Here is a 17895-nt window from a genome sequence, read left to right as displayed (position 1 = left end):
GCTTCTTCCTCGGCGATCCGACGAACCCGGTCCGACACCACCACACCCGCCGGCGGCACCGCACCCCAGCCGAGCCGGCGCAACGCCATCCACCCGTTGCCCGGCAGCCGCCGCCCATCAGGGCCGACCCCACCGGCAAGCTCCGCAAGGTCAGCATCCGACCAACGCGCGCCGATCACCTCGTCGGCCATGCCCCGAACCAGGTCCGCCAGCCACCCGACCCGTTCGGCGAGCACCCGCCCCGACACGGGCGCCTGCACCCCCGGCGCGTCGGGCTTACCGCCGCACACCGCCCGGTATGCGGTGCAGGTCGCGGTCGACGTCAACACGGAGCCAGCCACTACCCCACGCCTTTACCCGCGGCCGCCAGCAGTCGCCGCTTGGCCTCACGCGACCGCAGGCCGTACATCCGACCGGCGAATATGGCGACCAGAGACATGAAGTCGTCCACCAGTTCCTCGACCCCACCGGCCGAACCCTTCGAATGCAGCACCTCGACAGTCACCCCGTCACGGGCGAGCAGAGCGGTCAACCACGCCGTGCCGAACCGGGCCAACCGGTCGCGGTGGGTCACTCTCACCACAGTGAACTCGCCCGCCGCCGCACCCTTCAACAGCCGGGCAAGTCCCGGCCGGTTCTCCCGCAGCCCAGACGCCTTGTCCTTGAACACCGCCACCACCTCGGCGGCAGCAGTAGCCCGCAGTTCCGCCTCTTGGGCCACCAGCGACGTCTCCTGGCCAGACGTACCCGACACCCGCACATACAACGCCTCACGGCGCGGCCGTTCCGCCTCACCCCGTCCAACGAACGCATCGAGCAACGCAGAGTCGAACCGACGCTCCCGACCAACCCACGTCACCGCCACCCGTCCCTCATCCGCCCACCGGCGCAGCGTCACAGGATGCACACCGATGTACTCAGCGGCCGGACCCAGACGCAGCAACGACATGATCAAGAACGTACCACATAGGTTCGCTTAGTTAATCAGCCAACACTTGCACACCCTAACCATCCGCGCTCATGTCCGCGCCGTGCCGGTGGCGTCCCCGCCCGCCGCCCCTCGACTGGTCGGCCGCCGGATGTCCTGCCACGACGCTACGAAGCTGATGTCGTGGATGAATCGCGGCCGGGTGGTGGTGCACCCGGGGGCTGGCCCCACGGATGATTCGCTGACGTCATCAGCTTCGTAGACGGCAAGCGGAGGGTGGGCGGTGTGCAGCCGTCGCTGCCGGCGCGGAGGCCTCGGCCGGCGTACGGTCGGGGCGCATGGGGGCCGATGAGCGGGAGCGCAACGTCGAGGTGGTCCGGCGGTACCTGCGGACCTTCGTCACCAAGGACCTCGCCGAGCTGGCCGAGGTGGTCGCCGAGGACGTGCAGATCTACGGCTCCGGCGCGGCGGTGCAGGGCCGGCACTACGTCGAGGGCGCCGTCTCCTCGCCCGGCCTGACCGTGCTCGACCAGCGGATCGTCGAGCTGCTCGCGGTCGACGACCGGGTGGTCGTCTCGTTCGCGCAGACGTACCGGCGGGACGCGACCGGGGCGACCACGGTGCAGAGCGCCTGCAAGATGTACCGGCTGGCCGGCGGGCGGATCGTCCAGTTCTGGGGCGAGCGGGACACCTACGGCCTGCTGCGCGGCCTCGGGCTGCTGCCGGACGAGTCGATCGCCTTCTGACGGACGGGGGTCGGCGCGGACTCCATCGCCCGCTGCACGGCCCGGTAGATCTGGCCGAAGCGCAGCGCGTCGCCGGTGCGCAGCAGTCGCACCGGGTGGCCGCGCCAGCGGGCCCACATCTCCCATTGCCGGGCGCCCCGGGCGTACGAGCGGTCCAGGTGTTCGAAGAGGAAGTCGGCGAGCGGCCCGACCCCGAGCCCGACCAGCACCGACGCCCCGACGATGGCGAGCGTGACGGTCGGCGAGCGGTGCAGCACGACCGCCAGCCCGACGCCGAGCAGGGCGGCGACCAGCGGCCCGGCCAGCGCGGCGCCGATCGCGCCCCGGCCGGCGAGCACCCGCCAGGAGCGGCTGCCCCGCCGGTGCCACACCATGCTGAGTTCCGCGAGCGGGAAGGTCCGGCCGTCCACCCGGATGGCGGTGGAGGTGACCTGCACCGACCTGTCGTCGTAGTACGTGATCATGGCCTGACTCCCGGTGGCGGGGCGGACACCAGACTACTTACCCCAACGACCCGGGTCGTAAGGTTGGCACGCGACTTCGACGAGGAAGTGAGGGCAGCGTGGGCGAGTTCGTTCGGCTGGAGACCAAGGACGGCATCGGCACCATCCGGCTGGAGCGGCCGCCGATGAACGCGCTGAACACCCAGGTGCAGGAGGAGTTGCGCGCCGCCGCGGCCGCCGCCACCGCCGACCCGGAGGTCCGCGCGGTCATCGTGTACGGCGGGGAGAAAGTCTTCGCCGCCGGCGCGGACATCAAGGAGATGGCCGACATGTCCTACGTGGACATGGCGGAGCGGGCCGCCGACCTGTCCAGCGCGCTGGGCGCGATCGCCCGGATTCCCAAGCCGGTGGTCGCCGCGATCACCGGGTACGCCCTCGGTGGCGGCTGCGAGCTGGCCCTGGCCTGCGACTGGCGGGTGGTGGCCGAGGATGCCAAGCTCGGCCAGCCGGAGATCAAGCTCGGCATCATCCCGGGCGCGGGGGGCACTCAGCGGCTGGCCCGGCTGGTCGGCCCGGCCCGCGCCAAGGACCTGATCATGTCCGGCCGGATGGTCGACGCGGCGGAGGCGCTGCGGATCGGCCTGGCCGACCGGGTGGCCCCGGCCGCCGAGGTGTACGACACCGCCGTCGCGCTGGTGAAGCCGTACCTGACCGGCCCGGTGCAGGCCCTGCGGGCGGCCAAGCAGGCCGTCGACGGCGGCCTCGACATGGACCTCAACTCCGGCCTGGCCTGGGAGAGCCAGCTCTTCGCGGCACTCTTCGCCACCGACGACCGGCGCGAGGGCATGGCCGCGTTCGTCGAGAAGCGCAAGCCGGGCTTCACCGGCCGCTGAGCCCGGTCCGGGTCGGCGGAGAGCCGCCGACCCGAGAGCGGTTCACATTCCGCCTACCGGCCAGTAGCCTGTGACACCGGTCATGTGACGAAGGGAAGCGGCGATGACGGAACGGGTCGAGGGTCACGGCGGAGAGTTGGCGCTGGCGGCGCTGCGCGCGCACGGCGTACGGGAGATGTTCACCCTCTCCGGCGGGCACGTCTTCCCGCTCTACGACGCCGCGCACAAGACCGGCTTCCCCATCTACGACGTCCGGCACGAGCAGTCGGCGGTCTTCGCCGCCGAGGCGGTGGCCAAGCTCCAGCGCCGGCCCGGCCTGGCCGTGCTCACCGCCGGCCCCGGCGTCACCAACGGCGTCTCCGGCCTGACCAGCGCGTTCTTCAACGCCTCCCCGGTGCTGGTGTTGGGGGGCCGGGCCCCGCAGTTCCGCTGGGGCTCGGGCAGCCTCCAGGAGATGGACCATCTGCCGCTGGTCGCCCCGGTCACCAAGCACGCCGAGACGGTGTTCAGCGCCGACGACATTCCGCGCGCGGTCACCGCCGCCCTCACCGCGGCGCTCACCCCGCACCGCGGCCCGGCCTTCCTCGACTTCCCCCTGGAGGCGGTCTTCTCGGTCGGCGACGCGGAACTGCCGGCGGTGTCGCCGATCGCCCCGATCGAGGCCGACCCGGACGAGGTGGCGAAGGCCGCCGGCCTGATCGCCGCCGCCGGCCGACCGGTGATCATCGCCGGCTCCGACGTGTACGCCGGCGACGCGGTCGACGCCCTGCGCGCCGCCGCCGAGGCGCTCGCAGTGCCGGTCTTCACCAACGGCATGGGGCGCGGCGCGCTGCCGCCCACCCACCCGCTCGCCTTCGCCAAGGCCCGCCGGGTCGCGCTGAAGGAAGCGGACGTGGTCGTGGTGGTCGGCACCCCGCTGGACTTCCGGCTCGGCTTCGGCGACTTCGGCGACGCCAAGGTCGTGCACGTCGTCGACGCGCCCAGCCAGCGCGCCGGGCACGTGCAACCCGCCGCCGCCCCCGCCGGCGACCTGCGGCTCATCCTCACCGCGTTCGCGGAGCACCCCGGCGACCGGGCCGACCACGCCGACTGGATCGCCCAGCTCCGGGTCGCCGAGGACGCCGCCAAGGTCCGCGACGCCGAGGAGATGGCCGCCGAGACCGACCCGATCCGGCCCGCCCGGATCTACGGCGAGCTGCGCAAGGCCCTCGCCCCCGACGCCATCACCATCGGCGACGGCGGCGACTTCGTCTCGTACGCCGGCCGCTACCTGGAGCCGGCGCAGCCCGGCACCTGGCTCGACCCCGGCCCGTACGGCTGCCTCGGCACCGGCATGGGCTACGCGATGGGCGCCCGGGTCAGCCACCCCGACCGGCAGATCTGCGTGCTGATGGGCGACGGCGCGGCCGGCTTCTCGCTGATGGACGTCGAGTCCCTGGCCCGCCAGCAGCTCCCGGTGGTCATCGTGGTCGGCAACAACGGCATCTGGGGCCTGGAGAAGCACCCGATGCGGGCCATGTACGGCTACGACGTCGCCGCCGACCTCCAGCCCGGGCTGCGCTACGACAAGGTGGTCGAGGCGCTCGGCGGCGCGGGCGAGACGGTGGAGAAGGCCGCCGACCTCGCCCCGGCCCTGACCCGCGCGTTCGACTCCGGCGTGCCGTACCTGGTCAACGTGCTGACCGACCCGGCGGACGCGTACCCCCGCTCGTCGAACCTGGCCTGACCCCGACCCTGCCACCGCCGTCGCCGGGTGACCGGCGGCGGCGGTCGTTTTTCTGTTCGCAGCAAAATCAGCGGAATGTCAGCGGGTGTCGACGTAACGTCAGCGCCGTCGCTCATCGTGGGGTGGCCAGCGATACGACGGGAGTTCCGATGACATACGCGATCCAGGCGGAGGGTCTGGTCCGCCGCTTCGGCGCGACCACCGCCCTCGCCGGAGTCGACCTCGCCGTCCCCACCGGGACGGTCTTCGGTCTGCTCGGGCCGAACGGGGCGGGCAAGACCACCGCGGTACGGGTGCTCGCCACCCTGCTCGCCGCCGACGAGGGGCACGCCACGGTGGGCGGGTACGACGTCCGCCGCGATGCCCACCGGGTCCGCCAGTTGATCGGCCTGACCGGCCAGTACGCCTCGGTCGACGAGACGCTGACCGGCACCGAGAACCTGCTGCTGATCGGCCGGCTGCTCGGGATGCGCCGGGCCGACGCCCGGGTCCGCGCCCGGCAACTGCTCGCCGACTTCCAGCTCAGCGACGCCGCCGACCGGGCGGCCAAGACGTACTCGGGCGGCATGCGCCGCCGCCTGGACCTGGCCGCCAGCCTGGTGGGCCGGCCGCAGGTGCTCTTCCTCGACGAGCCGACCACCGGGCTCGACCCGCGCAGCCGCAACGAGCTGTGGGACATCGTCCGGGGCCTGGTCGCCGACGGGGTGACCGTGCTGCTGACCACCCAGTACCTGGAGGAGGCCGACCTGCTGGCGAGCGAGATCGCCGTGGTCGACCACGGCCAAGTCATCGCCCAGGGCACCCCGGAGGAGCTGAAGGCCAAGACCGGCGGGCAGATCCTGACGGTCCGGCCGGCGGACGCCGGCGACCTGCCGACCGTGGTGTCCATCGCCGCGGAGGTCGCCGGGGCGACCCCCGAGGTCGCCCAGACCACCGTCACCGTGCCGGTGAACGACCCCGGCGTGTTGCCCGCCGTGGTGCGCCGGCTCGACCAGGCCGAGATCACGGTCGCCGAGCTGGCCCTGCGCGGCTCCAGCCTGGACGAGGTCTTCCTCTCCCTGACCGGCCACCGGGCCGAGCAGGACGGCCGCTCCGACGTTGAACTGGAATGGATGCCAGCATGACCGCCGCCACCCTCACCGCCGCCCCGCTGGCCCCGGCCCGCCGGCCGGGCCTCGCCGCCGGGCTGCGGCACACCCTCACCCTGGCCTGGCGCAGCCTGGTGCAGATCAAGCACAACCCGATGGAGCTGCTCGACCTGAGCATCCAGCCGGTGATGTTCGTGCTGCTCTTCACGTACGTCTTCGGCACGGCGATCTCCGGCTCCCCGGGCGACTACCTGCAGTTCGCGTTGCCTGGGATCATCGTGCAGAACGCCCTCTTCGCCACCATGACCACCGGGTTCGGGCTCAACAACGATCTGACCAAGGGGGTCTTCGACCGGCTGCGCGCGCTGCCGATCGCCCGCTGGTCTCCGCTGGCCGGCCGGATCCTCGCCGACACGGTCAAGCAGGCGTGGTCGGTGTCGCTGCTGGTCGGGGTCGGTGCGATCCTCGGCTTCCGGCTGGGCAACGGGGTGGTCGGCCTGCTCGGCGCGTTCGTCCTGCTGCTCGCCTTCTCGCTGGCCGCCTCGTGGATCTCGGTGCTGGTCGGGGTGCTGGTCAGCGAGCCGGAGAAGGTGCAGATCTTCGGCTTCATGGTGATCTTCCCGCTGACCTTCACCAGCAACGTCTTCGTACCTACCGACCGGATGCCGGGCTGGCTGCAGAACTGGGTCGAGGTCAACCCGGTGACCATCCTCGCCGACGCGCTGCGTGGCCTGCTGGTCGGCGGCCCGGTGGCCGGGCCGGTCGTCCAGTCGCTGATCTGGGCCGTCGTACTCGCCGCCGTGTTCGCCCCGCTCGCCGTGCGGGCGCTCAGGCGTCGAGTGTAGCCGGACCGCCTCCGCGGCGGTCTCCAGCCGACAGCCCAGCCCGCCCGCGTACGCCTCGGCGAAGGCCTCCTCGCCGAGCGCGTCGCGGGCGGCGGCCTCCACCCGGGGCCGGTCCAGCACCGAGTGGTCCGGGCCGCCCCGCACCCCGGCCGCCGCGCCGAGCAGCCGGGCCGCGGCGGCCGGTCGGCCCAGCCGCAGTGCCAGGTCGGCGACGCCCACCAGCACCGCGCCGACCACCGGGGCGTCCTGCGAGCCGAGCGCCAGCTCCAGCGCCTGGTCGTGGCGGGCCCGGGCGGCTGCCAGGTCACCCTCGACGGCGTCCAGCGCGCCGAGGTTGGACGCGTGCAGGGCCCGCCACTGCGGTGCCACGTGCCGGTCGCCGAGCAGCCGACCACTCTCCGCAAGGCACGCGCGGGCCCCCGCCCAGTCGCCCTGGGCGCGCAACACCTCGGCCCGCGAGTGCGCGGCCGCGGCCCGGGCCTCGTCGGAGCCGGTCCGGTCGGTCTCCCACCCCGCCCGGGCCAGCTCGGCGAGTGCGCGATCGTGCTCGCCACGCCGCCACAGGTTGTGCGCCAACCGCAGTCGAATCTCCGGGATGTCCTCCTGGACCCCCAGCTCCTCGAAGTACCGCAGCGCCTCCTCGTGGTACGGCGTTGCCCGCGCCGCCTCCCCGCGCCGGTCCAGCAGGTCCGCCAGGGAGGTGAGGCTGAACGAACAGCCCCACCGGTCCCCGATGGCGCGGTAGTGCGCCAGCGCGGCGACCAGGTCCTCCTCGGCGGTGCGGTCCGACAGGCCGCCGTTGAGAAAGGCGTGGGCGTGGAACATCCGGGCCGTGCCGGCCACCCACGGGTCGGGGTCGGTGAAGAGCCGGTCGAGGACCTCCCGGGAGGGGAGCTGGAAGCCCTTGGCGAACGACTCGGCGACCGGCCGGACCAGCCGCAGCAGGGGATGCGCGGCGTCGCGTCCGGCGGCCGCCGCGGCCGCCCGCTCCAGCCACGCCTGGCTGGTGACCAGGTCGTTGCGGGTGGTGGCGGCCAGCCGCAGCTCGGTCGCGCGGGCCGCCGGCGACCGGGCGAAGTCGGCGTCGGCGACGTCGGCCAGCGCGGGCCCGCGCCACAGCGCGAGCGCGTCGGCGAGCCGCCGGCAGCCGACGGCGGGATCCTCGGCCAGCCACGCGCGGCCTGCGGTGACCTCCGCCTCGAAGCGGTGCAGGTCGATGTCGTCCGGGCGGACGTCCAGCCGGTAGCCGCCGGGCCGGGCCTCGACGGGCAGCCCGGGCGCGGCGCGGCGCAGCCGGGACACCAGGGCCTGGAGCGCGTTGGCCTCGCCGGTCGGCGGTTCGCCGTCCCAAACCCCGGCCACCAGCCGGCCCACGGAGACCGTCCGGCCGGGTTCCAGCGCGAGCAGGATCAGCAGCCGGCGCGGGCGCGCGCCGCCGACCTCGACCGGCGTACCGGAGTCGGCGCGGACCTCCAGCGGCCCGAGCAGGCAGATCTGCACGCCGTCGATTCTGCCCGGCCGCGGCCACGGCCCGGTGCTCAGACCTCCGGGCGGTCCTGCTCGGTGTCCCGCCGGCGCAGCTCCTCCTCGCGGCGGCGCAGGTCGTCCTCCCAGCGGCGGAAGAGCTCCTGATCCTGCTGCCGGGACCGCTCCCCGAGGGACGACAGGAACGCCGGGTCGTCGTCCGGCGCCACCTGCCGGCGACCCCGGTCCCGCTCCGAGAAGCCGTTGCCCATCGGCCAGGCGGTCCGGGCGCGGCCGGGGCCCGACTCTCGACCGGCGACGAACCAGGCGATCGACCCGACCAGCGGGAAGATCAGGATGATCAGCACCCAGGCGATGCGGGGCAGGGCGCGGATCTCGCCCTCCTCGGCGGAGAGGCAGCTGATCAGCGCGCAGATGCCGAGCACGACCTCGGCCAGGAAGAGAAGCCCGTACAGGCGAACCATGTCGGACATCATGGACCACCGATGCCGTTCAGCGCAGCCCGCGTACCACCATCAGCACGCCGAGCGCGGCGAACCCGGCGGCGGCCAGCGCGGTCAGCGGGAACGACCAGCGCTGGGCCCGGCGCGGCCCGGCGCCGGTGGCCCGGCGCCAGTTCAGGGCGAGAGTGCCGAGCCAACCCACCACCGCCATGCCGGCCAGCAGCGCGCCGGCCAGGTCGCCGGTGAGCGCGAGCCGGACCATCAGCACGGCGACCGCGGTGAACGCCAGCAGGGTGCGGCGCCAGGCCAGCCGGGTCCGCTCCGGCTGCAGCCCGGGGTCGCCGGTCACCCGAGCGCCCGGGCCAGCACCGCGATCACCAGCAGCAGGGCGCCGAGGGCGACGCAGAGGGCCAGCACCGCCGGGAAACGGGACGCCGGCAGCTCCTCGCCGAGCCGGATGGCCCGTTCGGTACGCGCCCAGTGGTCGACCGCCCGGACGGCGACCGCCCCGCCGAGCAGCAGCAGCGCGATGGCGATCACCTCGCGCAGGTGGGTCACCGGCAGCGGCGGGAGGAACTGGGCGGCGGCCAGCCCGCCGGCGATCAGCGCCAGCCCGGTGCGCAGCCAGGCCAGGAAGGTCCGCTCGTTGGCCAGGGAGAAGCGGTAGTCGGGCCGGCTGCCCACCGACCGCATCTCACGCGGGTCGAACCACCGCCTGATCACCTCCCACACGTCGTCGATTATCCGCTTTGCCCGATGAATAGCCTGGGGGGATGACCGATCTTGACGCGCGGACCCTGCGCGACGCCTACGACAGCCAGCTCCGTCCGGAGATCCCGGATCCGTTGCCCGCCGGGGTGACCGTCGAACGGGACGGCCCGCTGGTCCGGATCCTCGGCCTGGACCAGCGCGGCTTCCTCACCTACCGCACCCTGGACGGGCTGGCCGGCGCGGAGCTGGACGTGTTGATCGCCCGGCAGGTGGAGTTCTTCCGGGCCCGGGGCGAGGGCGTGGAGTGGAAGCTCAACGGCCACGACGAGCCGGCCGACCTGGGTGACCGGCTGCGCGGCGCCGGCTTCGTCCCCGAGGACCAGGAGACCGTCGTGGTCGGGCCGGTCGCGGCCCTCGCGGGCGCCGTCCCGGTCCTGCCCGCCGGGGTACGCCTGCGCGAGGTCGCCTCCCACGAGGACCTCCTGCGGATCGCCGCGATGGAGGAGGCGGTCTGGCACAGCGACCGGAGCCACCTGGTGACCGGGCTGGCGAAGGAGATCGAGGCCGATCCGCAGTCGATCGCGATCGTGGTGGCCGAGGCGGGGGAGACCGTGGTCAGCGCCGGCTGGATCCGCTACCCGGCCAACACCGGCTTCGGCACCCTCTGGGGCGGCTCGACCCTGCCCGAGTGGCGGCGGAAGGGCATCTACCGGGCGCTGGTGGCGCACCGGGCGCGGCTGGCCGAGCAGCGCGGCCGGACGTTGCTCCAGGTGGACTGCTCGGAGGACAGCCGGCCGATCCTGGAGCGGCTCGGGCTCGTAGCGGTCACCACGACGACCCCGTACGTCTACACTCCGTGATCATGGAGCGGTTGACGGCGGACGAGCGGCTCACCCTGAAGACGGGGGCGTTCGGCGCCGTCTTCCTGGTGTCGAACGCCGAGGCCGGGATGTTCGCGATGATCCGGGAGAGCATGGCCGCGTCCGGCGCGCTGGCCGACGCCGGCGGCGTGGTGAAGGAGGCGCTCAGCGTCGGCCCGCTGCCGCAACTGCCCCGGGACTCCGCGCTGGAGATCGAGGCGGTGGTGCTGCCCGCGCTGACCCGGGCGGTGGCGATCCTGCGGGAGAAGTCGCCGGAGGAGGTCGAGGCGTACCGCTCGGTGGTGCTGACCGCGGCCGGCCGGGTGGCCGACGCGCACCGGGGGGTGGCGCCGGCGGAGGCGGCGGTCATCGACCGGATCAGGGCCGCGCTGGATGGGCCGGCCTGACCGCGGCCACGGACCAGAGGGCGCGGACGGTGCTCCGGACGCAGCGGTCCCGGACCCGTCCGCAGGCGCAGCGGTAGGTGTCGGGAAGCATCCGGCGGCAGGATCGCCGGGCGCCCTCCGCGCCCTCCGCTCGGCGTCGACCCGTCGTACCGCTGATCTCGGACATTTCCGTCACCTCCCGATTCGGGAGTTTACCCGTCGCTGCGGTCCTCGGTGAGCTGTGTCACTCTGAGGCCCCGGGAGGGCGATGCTACTTGCGGGTAACATTGCGCCGTGGGCAACTGCACAGCAGCCCGCGGTTGACCGACCGTCAAGTCACGCGGGAGGCTGCGCCCGAGACCGGGCGAGTGATCGCAACACCAAACAGGAGGGTCGTCGAAGCGCGATGAACATCGTCGTACTCGTCAAGCAGGTGCCCGATTCGGGCGCGGACCGCAACCTGCGTTCTGACGACAACACCGTCGACCGCGGCTCGGCGAACAACGTCATCAACGAGATGGACGAGTACGCCATCGAAGAGGCGCTGAAGATCAAGGAGGCGCACGGCGGCGAGGTCACCATCCTGACCATGGGTCCGGACCGGGCGGCCGAATCGATCCGCAAGGCGCTCTCCATGGGTCCGGACAAGGCCGTGCACGTCGTGGACGACGCCCTGCACGGGTCCTGCGCCGTGGCCACCTCGAAGGTGCTCGCCGCCGCGCTCGGGCAGCTCAACGCCGACCTGGTGATCTGCGGCGCCGAGTCCACCGACGGCCGGGTCCAGGTCATGCCGCACATGATCGCCGAGCGGCTCGGCGTCGCCGCCCTCACCGGCGCGCGCAAGCTCACCGTCGACGGCGCCACGCTGACCGTCGAGCGGCAGACCGAGGAGGGCTACGAGGTGGTCACCGCCTCGACCCCGGCCGTGGTCTCCGTCTGGGACACCATCAACGAGCCGCGCTACCCCTCCTTCAAGGGCATCATGGCCGCCAAGAAGAAGCCGGTGCAGACGCTCTCCCTGGGTGACCTCGGCGTCGCCCCGACCGAGGTGGGCTTCGACGGCGCGACCAGCGCCGTGCTCGAGCACACCAAGCGCCCGCCGCGCTCCGGCGGCGCCAAGATCACCGACGAGGGCGAGGGCGGCGTCAAGCTGGTCGAGTTCCTCGCCACCGAGAAGTTCGTGTGAGAGGTCTGGACATGGCTGAGGTTCTCGTCGTCGTCGAAGCCACCAAGGAATTCGGCGTCAAGAAGGTCACCCTGGAGATGCTCACCCTCGCCCGCGAGCTGGGCACCCCCAGCGCGGTCGTGCTCGGCGGCTCCGGCGCCGCCGAGGCGCTGAGCGCCAAGCTGGGCGAGTACGGCGCGGAGAAGATCTACGCCGCCGAGGGCGCGGAGATCGACGGCTACCTGGTGGCCCCGAAGGCCACCGTGCTGGCCGAGCTGGTCAAGCGGGTGCAGCCGGCCGCCGTGCTGCTCGCCTCCGCCCAGGAGGGCAAGGAGATCGCCGCCCGGCTGGCCGTCAAGCTGGACAACGGCATCCTGACCGACGTGGTCGGCCTCGACGCCGACGGCACCGCGACCCAGGTCGCCTTCGCCGGCTCCACCATCGTCAAGTCCAAGGTCACCAAGGGCCTGCCGCTGGTCACCGTCCGGCCGAACTCGGTCAACCCGACCCCGGCCCCGGCCACCCCGGCCGTCGAGCAGCTCACCGTCGCCGTCACCGACGCCGACAAGCTGGCCAAGGTCGTCGACCGGGTCGCCGAGCAGAAGGGCTCCCGCCCCGAGCTGACCGAGGCGTCGGTCGTCGTCTCCGGCGGTCGGGGTGTCGGCAACGCCGACAACTTCAAGCTGGTCGAGGAGCTGGCCGACCTGCTCGGCGGCGCCGTCGGCGCGTCCCGCGCGGCCGTCGACTCCGGCTTCTACCCGCACCAGTTCCAGGTCGGGCAGACCGGTAAGACCGTCTCCCCGCAGCTCTACGTCGCGCTGGGCATCTCCGGCGCGATCCAGCACCGGGCCGGCATGCAGACCTCGAAGACCATCGTCGCCGTGAACAAGGACGGCGAGGCTCCGATCTTCGAGCTCGCCGACTTCGGCGTGGTCGGCGACCTGTTCAAGGTCGTCCCGCAGGCCGCCGAGGAGATCCGCAAGCGCAAGTGATCTGCACGGTCACGAGAGAGCCGCCGTCCGGGGTTCCGGGCGGCGGCTCTCTCGCGTGTTGCGGCCCTTCCGTGCGGCGGAAGGGAGCTGATCGGCGGGCCGGGGAGCTGAGCCGGCCCGCCGATCAGCCCGTCAAGGTGCCCCTCAGCAAACTGTCGCCGGAGTGGGCGGGCTCGTTGTCGTACTGCTCGGCGGAGACGTCGACCACCGAGTACGTCCCAGCGTACCGACCGCCAACATCCGCCTCGTCTGGGGATCGGTCAGCCGGACCTCTGAGTACCCCGGAACCCTCGGGAGATTCGCGGCGGCACTCCGGCATCCGGCGGGTCCGGTCTCGGCCGTTAGGCTGAACGGTGATGGCTTACCTGGATCACGCGGCGACGACCCCGATGTTGGACGAGGCACTCGAGGCGTACGTCGCCACCGCCCGCGAGGTCGGCAACGCGTCGTCGCTGCACGCGGCGGGCCGGCGTGCCCGGCGGCGGGTGGAGGAGTCCCGCGAGCGGGTGGCCGCCGTGCTCGGCGCCCGTCCCTCCGAGGTGATCTTCACGGGGGGCGGCACGGAGAGCGACAACCTCGCGGTGAAGGGCATCTTCTGGGCCCGTCGCGCGGCCCGCGGCGACCAGGTCCGGGTGGTCTCCAGCGCGGTCGAACACCACGCGGTGCTGGACGCGGTGGACTGGCTGGCCGGGCACGAGGGCGCCGAGGTGGGCTGGCTGCCGGTCGACGCCGCCGGCCGGCTCGACCCGGACCGGCTCCGCGTCGAGCTGGCCGCGCACGGCGATCGGGTCGCCCTGGTCACCGCGATGTGGGCCAACAACGAGGTGGGCACCGTGCAACCGGTGGCCGACCTGGCGGCGGTCGCCGCCGAGCACGGCGTGCCGTTCCACACCGACGCCATCCAGGCCGTCGGCCAGGTACCGGTGGACTTCGCCGCGAGCGGCGTGGCCGCGCTGACCGTGACCGGGCACAAGCTCGGCGGCCCGGCGGGGGTCGGTGCGCTGCTGCTGGCCCGGGACGTCGCGGCCACCCCGCTGCTGCACGGCGGCGGCCAGGAGCGGGACGTGCGCTCCGGCACCCTCGACACCGCCGGCATCGTGGCGTTCGCGGTGGCCGTGGAGGCCGCGGTGAAGGGCCAGCAGGAGTACGCCGCCCGGGTGGCCGCGCTCCGCGACGAGCTGGTCGAGCGGGTCCGGCGGGCGGTGCCCGAGGTGATCTTCAACGGCGACCCGGTCGCCCGCCTCCCCGGCAACGCGCACTTCTCCTTCCCGGGCTGTGAGGGCGACGCGCTGCTGCTGCTCCTCGACGCGCAGGGCATCGCCTGCTCGACCGGTTCGGCCTGTTCCGCCGGGGTGGCCCAGCCCTCGCACGTGCTGCTGGCGATGGGCGCCGACGACGACCGGGCCCGCTCCTCGCTGCGCTTCACCCTCGGCCACACCAGCACCCGCGCGGACGTCGACGCCCTCATCGCCGCCCTCCCGGCGGCGGTGGACCGGGCCCGCCGGGCCGCCGCCCTCCGCACCCCGCGCTGACCCGGATACGCTCGGTGGGGTGAAGGGAGTGGGCTGGTGAGGGTTTTGGCGGCGATGTCGGGCGGGGTGGACTCGGCCGTGGCGGCGGCGCGGGCGGTGGCGGCCGGGCACGACGTGACGGGGGTGCACCTGGCGCTGGCCCGCAACCCGCAGACCTACCGCACCGGCGCCCGCGGCTGCTGCACCCTGGAGGACTCCCGGGACGCCCGGCGGGCCGCCGACGTCATCGGCATCCCGTTCTACGTCTGGGACATGGCCGACCGCTTCCATGAGGATGTGGTGGACGACTTCGTCGCCGAGTACGCCGCCGGTCGTACCCCGAATCCGTGCCTGCGCTGCAACGAGAAGATCAAGTTCGCCGCGGTGCTGGACCGGGCCGTGGCCCTGGGCTTCGACGCGGTGGTCACCGGCCACCACGCCCGCCTCGGCCGCGACGGCCTGCTGCGACGCAGCGTCGACGTGGCCAAGGACCAGTCGTACGTCCTCGCGGTGCTGACCCGCGCGCAGCTGGACCGGTCGATCTTCCCGCTCGGCGACTCCACCAAGGCCGAGGTCCGCGCGGAGGCCGCCCGGCGCGGCCTCGCGGTGGCCGACAAGCCCGACTCGCACGACATCTGCTTCATCGCCGACGGCGACACCCGCGGCTTCCTCGCCCAGCGGCTCGGCGAGTCCCCCGGCGACGTGGTCGACGCGGTCAGCGGCGCCGTGGTGGGCAGCCACACCGGCGCGTACGCCTACACCGTCGGCCAGCGGCGCGGCCTGCACCTGGACCGGCCCGCCCCGGACGGCCGGCCCCGCTACGTGCTCTCCATCACCCCGAAGACCAACACGGTGACCGTCGGCCCGGCCGAGGCGCTGGAGGTCTCCGAGGTCCGGGCGACCCGGCCGGTCTGGACGGGTGGCGAGCGGCCCACCGCGCCGGTGGAGTGCGAGGTGCAGTTGCGGGCGCACGGCGACGTGGTGCCCGCCACCGTCGAGGTCTCCGCCGACGGGCTCGCCGCCGAGCTGCGCCGCCCGGTCCGCGGGGTCGCCGCCGGCCAGGCCATCGTGGCGTACCGGCCGGACCCGGCCGGGGACGTGGTGCTGGGTTCGGCGACCATCACCGGCTGACCGCCTCCGGGCCGGCTGCCCCGGACGGCCATCGAGGTGGGTGCCGCCCTGCGGCGCCTTGCTCCGACCCGCGGCGCCTTGTTCCGGGCGGCGATACCTCGCTCCGGGCTTTGGCGGTCGGGCGGCGGCCCGTCACCGGGCCGATCGGCGACGCCGATGCGCGCCCACCGCCCGGCGGGATACCCCCGCACCACGCTACGAAGCTGATGTCGTAGCTGAATCAGACCCGGGGATGCGACCCGCGGCGACAGATTCTCCGCCGAGTAGTTGAGGACGGCCGATCCGTTGACGTCATCAGCTTCATAGCGTGGCTGGCGACGCTGCGGGCCCCGGACCTGCCGGCCGTCGTGCTGGTTCGCAGGGACCTTGCCGGCCGGGGCCAGCATGCGGCAGGGGCCGCCGTCGCCCGGTAGGGGCGAGCATCCGGCGGGGAGCGCCGTCCCGTCGGGCAGGGGCCGGCGCAGCGGATAGTCTTCGCGCGTGACTGATCACGCATGGCCCTGGCCCGCCGGGGCGGCGACCGGCATCGGCTCGCTGCCCGGCACCGACATCGCCGAGGCGCAGCGGATCGTGCTCGGTGAGCTGCCCGCCTTTCCCCACCTGCCCGAGCTGCCCGCCCGCGGTCCGGGCGCCGACCTGATCGGCCGCACCGGCGGCCTGCTGGTCGAGCTGCCCGTCGAGCTGTACGCGGCCCGCTGGCGGATCGCCCCGCGCCCCGGCAAGGACCTGCGGCGCGCCCGTGACCTGATGGAACGCGACCTCGACCAGCTCGCCGAGCAGGCCGAGGCGTACGCCGGACCGGTCAAGGTGCAGGCCGGCGGCCCGTTCACCCTGGCCGCCGCGCTGGAGCTGCCGATCGGCGGCAAGCTGCTGCGCGATCCCGGCGCGGTGCGGGATCTCACCGGGTCGCTCGCCGAGGGGCTGCGCGGGCACGTCGAGGCGGTACGCCGGCGGCTGCCGGGCGCGTCGGTGCTGCTCCAGCTCGACGAGCCGTCCCTGCCGGCGGTGCTGGCCGGTCGGGTGCCGACCGAGAGCGGCTTCGGCGCCCACCGGGCCGTGGAGTCCGAGGTCGCCCGCACGCTGCTGGGCACGGTCATCGAGGCGGCCGGCGTGCCGACCGTGGTGCACTGCTGCGCCCCGGACGTGCCACTGGAGCTGATCCGGACCGCCGGGGCGGTCGGGGTGGCGCTGGACGTCGGCCTGATCACCGACCTGGATCCGCTCGGCGAGGCGATCGACGCGGGGCTCGGGCTGCTGGCCGGAGCCGCGCCGACCCTGCCGCCGCCCGCCGGTCGCGCGCCGACGTCCACCCAGGTCGCCGACCGGGTACGCGAACTCTGGGACCGCCTCGGCTTCCCGCGCCGTCGGCTCGCCGAGCAGGTGGTGGTCACCCCGGCCTGCGGCCTCGCCGGGGCCACCCCGGGCTACGCCCGCGCGGTCCTCACCGCCTGCCGGGACGCCGGCCGCCGGCTGTACGAGGAGTGAGGTTTTCCGTCGTACCTGTGGGGCAGGATGACCGCCATGATTGGACAGCTGCGTTCCGTGGTGATCGACTGCCCCGACCCGCGGGCCCTGGCCGGCTTCTACGCCGAGCTGCTCGGCCTGCCGCTGATCGAGGACAACTCCGACGGTGACGACTGGGTGGTGCTCGGCGGCCCGCCCGGTCACCTGCCGAGGCTCGCCTTCCAGCGGGCGCCCGGCCTGCGCGCGCCGGCCTGGCCCGACCCGGAGCGGCCCCAGCAGTTCCACCTCGACGTCACCGTCGACGACATCGAGACCGCCGAGAAGGCGGCGCTGGCCCTGGGCGCCCGGCGACTGCCGGGCGAGGGGGAGGGCTTCCGGGTGTACGCCGACCCGGCCGGGCACCCGTTCTGCCTCTGCTGGGACTGACCCGCGGTCATCCGCCCGACCTGGCGGAGTGTCAACTGTTGCCGATTGAGTATGCGTTGGTATGCGTTGTTGACCTTACAAGAGTGGCTTGCGGGGTGGGCGGTGCACCGGTGAAGGGGGATCAGGCGGTCGGCGGCTCGGTGCCGTGGGGGTGTGGCGTTGGTGGTTGCGGGTTTACGTCGTACCGGGTGGTTACGGTGCTGGGCGTGGCGGGCCGGGAGCGGTTGAGCGTGGTGCAGGCGTACCGGTTCGCGTTGGACCTGACACCCCGCCAGGAGCGGGCGGTGCTCGCGCATGCGGGGGCGGCGCGGGTGGCGCACAACTGGGCGCTGGCCCGGGTCAAGGCGGTGATGGATCAGCGGGCCGCCGAACGCACTTATGGCATCGACGAGGTGGACCTGACCCCGACGCAGGGCTGGTCGCTGCCCGCGCTGCGTAGAGCCTGGAATCAGGCGAAGGCCGGCGTGGCGCCGTGGTGGGCCGAGTGTTCGAAGGAGGCGTTCAACACCGGCCTGGACGCGCTGACCCGGGGGTTGAAGAACTGGTCGGACTCCCGCACCGGTAAGCGTGCCGGGCGGCGGGTGGGGTTCCCGCGGTTCAAGTCACGCCGCCGGTCGACCCCGTCGGTGCGGTTCACCACCGGGGCGATCCG

The 17895-nt window shown here is 73.6% G+C and carries 20 protein-coding genes and 1 pseudogene; 14 read left to right on the top strand and 7 right to left on the bottom strand.

The window, feature by feature from the left end; translation table 11 throughout:
* On the bottom strand, positions 1 to 191 hold a 191-nt coding region (locus DKT69_RS39560), incomplete at its 3' end, for a hypothetical protein (RefSeq protein WP_236647369.1).
* A gap of 149 nt (positions 192 to 340) precedes the next feature.
* Entirely contained in the window at positions 341 to 949 is a 609-nt protein-coding gene (locus DKT69_RS06250; RefSeq protein ID WP_236647370.1) for an IS607 family transposase, read from the bottom strand.
* Positions 950 to 1266: 317 nt separating this feature from the next.
* Between DKT69_RS06250 and DKT69_RS06245 the strand changes: the two genes are divergently transcribed.
* Positions 1267 to 1674 (top strand): nuclear transport factor 2 family protein, encoded by a 408-nt coding sequence (locus DKT69_RS06245; RefSeq protein ID WP_109800626.1) that lies wholly within the window; start codon positions 1267 to 1269, stop codon positions 1672 to 1674.
* Here DKT69_RS06245 and DKT69_RS06240 read toward each other — a convergent pair.
* Positions 1620 to 2138 carry a DUF6232 family protein gene (locus DKT69_RS06240; RefSeq protein WP_109800625.1) on the bottom strand — a complete coding sequence of 173 codons (519 nt, stop codon included), beginning with the start codon at positions 2136 to 2138 and terminating at the stop codon, positions 1620 to 1622. The genes DKT69_RS06245 and DKT69_RS06240 overlap by 55 nt on opposite strands.
* A gap of 98 nt (positions 2139 to 2236) precedes the next feature.
* Here DKT69_RS06240 and DKT69_RS06235 point away from each other — a divergent pair, with 98 nt between their 5' ends.
* The 4 genes from DKT69_RS06235 to DKT69_RS06220 all read left to right on the top strand — a co-directional run bounded on the left by DKT69_RS06235 (position 2237) and on the right by DKT69_RS06220 (position 6669).
* Positions 2237 to 3010: an enoyl-CoA hydratase-related protein gene (locus DKT69_RS06235; protein ID WP_109800624.1), complete on the top strand. Its 774-nt coding sequence runs from the start codon at positions 2237 to 2239 to the stop codon at positions 3008 to 3010.
* A 103-nt stretch (positions 3011 to 3113) separates the two neighbouring features.
* Positions 3114 to 4736, top strand: a complete 1623-nt coding sequence (locus DKT69_RS06230; RefSeq protein ID WP_109800623.1) for an acetolactate synthase — start codon at positions 3114 to 3116, stop codon at positions 4734 to 4736.
* A 149-nt stretch (positions 4737 to 4885) separates the two neighbouring features.
* Positions 4886 to 5860: an ATP-binding cassette domain-containing protein gene (locus tag DKT69_RS06225; RefSeq protein ID WP_109800622.1), complete on the top strand. Its 975-nt coding sequence runs from the start codon at positions 4886 to 4888 to the stop codon at positions 5858 to 5860.
* Positions 5857 to 6669, top strand: a complete 813-nt coding sequence (locus DKT69_RS06220) for an ABC transporter permease (RefSeq protein ID WP_109800621.1) — start codon at positions 5857 to 5859, stop codon at positions 6667 to 6669. The genes DKT69_RS06225 and DKT69_RS06220 overlap by 4 nt, the downstream gene beginning before the upstream one ends.
* 981 nt (positions 6670 to 7650) lie before the next feature.
* Here the strand turns inward: DKT69_RS06220 and DKT69_RS40980 are convergent.
* The 4 genes and pseudogenes from DKT69_RS40980 to DKT69_RS06195 form a co-directional block, all read right to left on the bottom strand.
* A pseudogene (locus DKT69_RS40980) lies at positions 7651 to 8169 on the bottom strand (AfsR/SARP family transcriptional regulator); the annotation flags it as partial.
* Positions 8170 to 8207: 38 nt separating this feature from the next.
* Positions 8208 to 8618, bottom strand: coding sequence for a PLD nuclease N-terminal domain-containing protein (locus tag DKT69_RS06205; protein ID WP_109800620.1), 411 nt, complete (start codon positions 8616 to 8618; stop codon positions 8208 to 8210).
* 28 nt (positions 8619 to 8646) lie between these two features.
* On the bottom strand, positions 8647 to 8946 hold the full coding sequence (locus DKT69_RS06200) for a DUF202 domain-containing protein (protein ID WP_109800619.1): 300 nt from the start codon (positions 8944 to 8946) through the stop codon (positions 8647 to 8649).
* On the bottom strand, positions 8943 to 9329 hold the full coding sequence (locus DKT69_RS06195; protein WP_109800618.1) for a YidH family protein: 387 nt from the start codon (positions 9327 to 9329) through the stop codon (positions 8943 to 8945). Before DKT69_RS06195 ends, DKT69_RS06200 begins: the two co-directional genes overlap by 4 nt.
* Positions 9330 to 9370: 41 nt before the next feature.
* On the opposite strand from DKT69_RS06195, the gene DKT69_RS06190 reads away from it, so the two are divergent.
* The 9 genes from DKT69_RS06190 to DKT69_RS06145 all read left to right on the top strand — a co-directional run.
* A complete protein-coding gene (locus DKT69_RS06190) occupies positions 9371 to 10168 on the top strand; it encodes a GNAT family N-acetyltransferase (RefSeq protein ID WP_109800617.1) in 798 nt (265 codons plus the stop codon).
* A 2-nt stretch (positions 10169 to 10170) separates the two neighbouring features.
* Entirely contained in the window at positions 10171 to 10575 is a 405-nt protein-coding gene (locus tag DKT69_RS06185) for a hypothetical protein (RefSeq protein WP_109800616.1), read from the top strand.
* 385 nt (positions 10576 to 10960) lie between these two features.
* Positions 10961 to 11740 carry an electron transfer flavoprotein subunit beta/FixA family protein gene (locus DKT69_RS06180; RefSeq protein WP_109800615.1) on the top strand — a complete coding sequence of 260 codons (780 nt, stop codon included), beginning with the start codon at positions 10961 to 10963 and terminating at the stop codon, positions 11738 to 11740.
* Between the two features lie 11 nt (positions 11741 to 11751).
* Entirely contained in the window at positions 11752 to 12711 is a 960-nt protein-coding gene (locus DKT69_RS06175) for an electron transfer flavoprotein subunit alpha/FixB family protein (RefSeq protein ID WP_109800614.1), read from the top strand.
* A 356-nt stretch (positions 12712 to 13067) separates the two neighbouring features.
* Positions 13068 to 14243: a cysteine desulfurase family protein gene (locus DKT69_RS06165; RefSeq protein WP_109800613.1), complete on the top strand. Its 1176-nt coding sequence runs from the start codon at positions 13068 to 13070 to the stop codon at positions 14241 to 14243.
* A gap of 36 nt (positions 14244 to 14279) precedes the next feature.
* A complete protein-coding gene (gene mnmA, locus DKT69_RS06160) occupies positions 14280 to 15353 on the top strand; it encodes a tRNA 2-thiouridine(34) synthase MnmA (RefSeq protein ID WP_201749516.1) in 1074 nt (357 codons plus the stop codon).
* 480 nt (positions 15354 to 15833) lie between these two features.
* Positions 15834 to 16838: a methionine synthase gene (locus tag DKT69_RS06155; protein WP_109800611.1), complete on the top strand. Its 1005-nt coding sequence runs from the start codon at positions 15834 to 15836 to the stop codon at positions 16836 to 16838.
* A 36-nt stretch (positions 16839 to 16874) separates the two neighbouring features.
* Entirely contained in the window at positions 16875 to 17243 is a 369-nt protein-coding gene (locus DKT69_RS06150) for a VOC family protein (protein ID WP_201749515.1), read from the top strand.
* A 206-nt stretch (positions 17244 to 17449) separates the two neighbouring features.
* A partial coding sequence (locus DKT69_RS06145; RefSeq protein ID WP_201749514.1) for a helix-turn-helix domain-containing protein occupies positions 17450 to 17895 on the top strand: 446 nt, incomplete at its 3' end.

It is taken from the genome of Micromonospora sicca (genome assembly GCF_003172935.1).
Lineage (GTDB): Bacteria > Actinomycetota > Actinomycetes > Mycobacteriales > Micromonosporaceae > Micromonospora > Micromonospora sicca.
The sequence above is the reverse complement of the archived record's forward strand: the minus strand, read 5'-3'. Positions and strand labels throughout refer to the sequence as shown.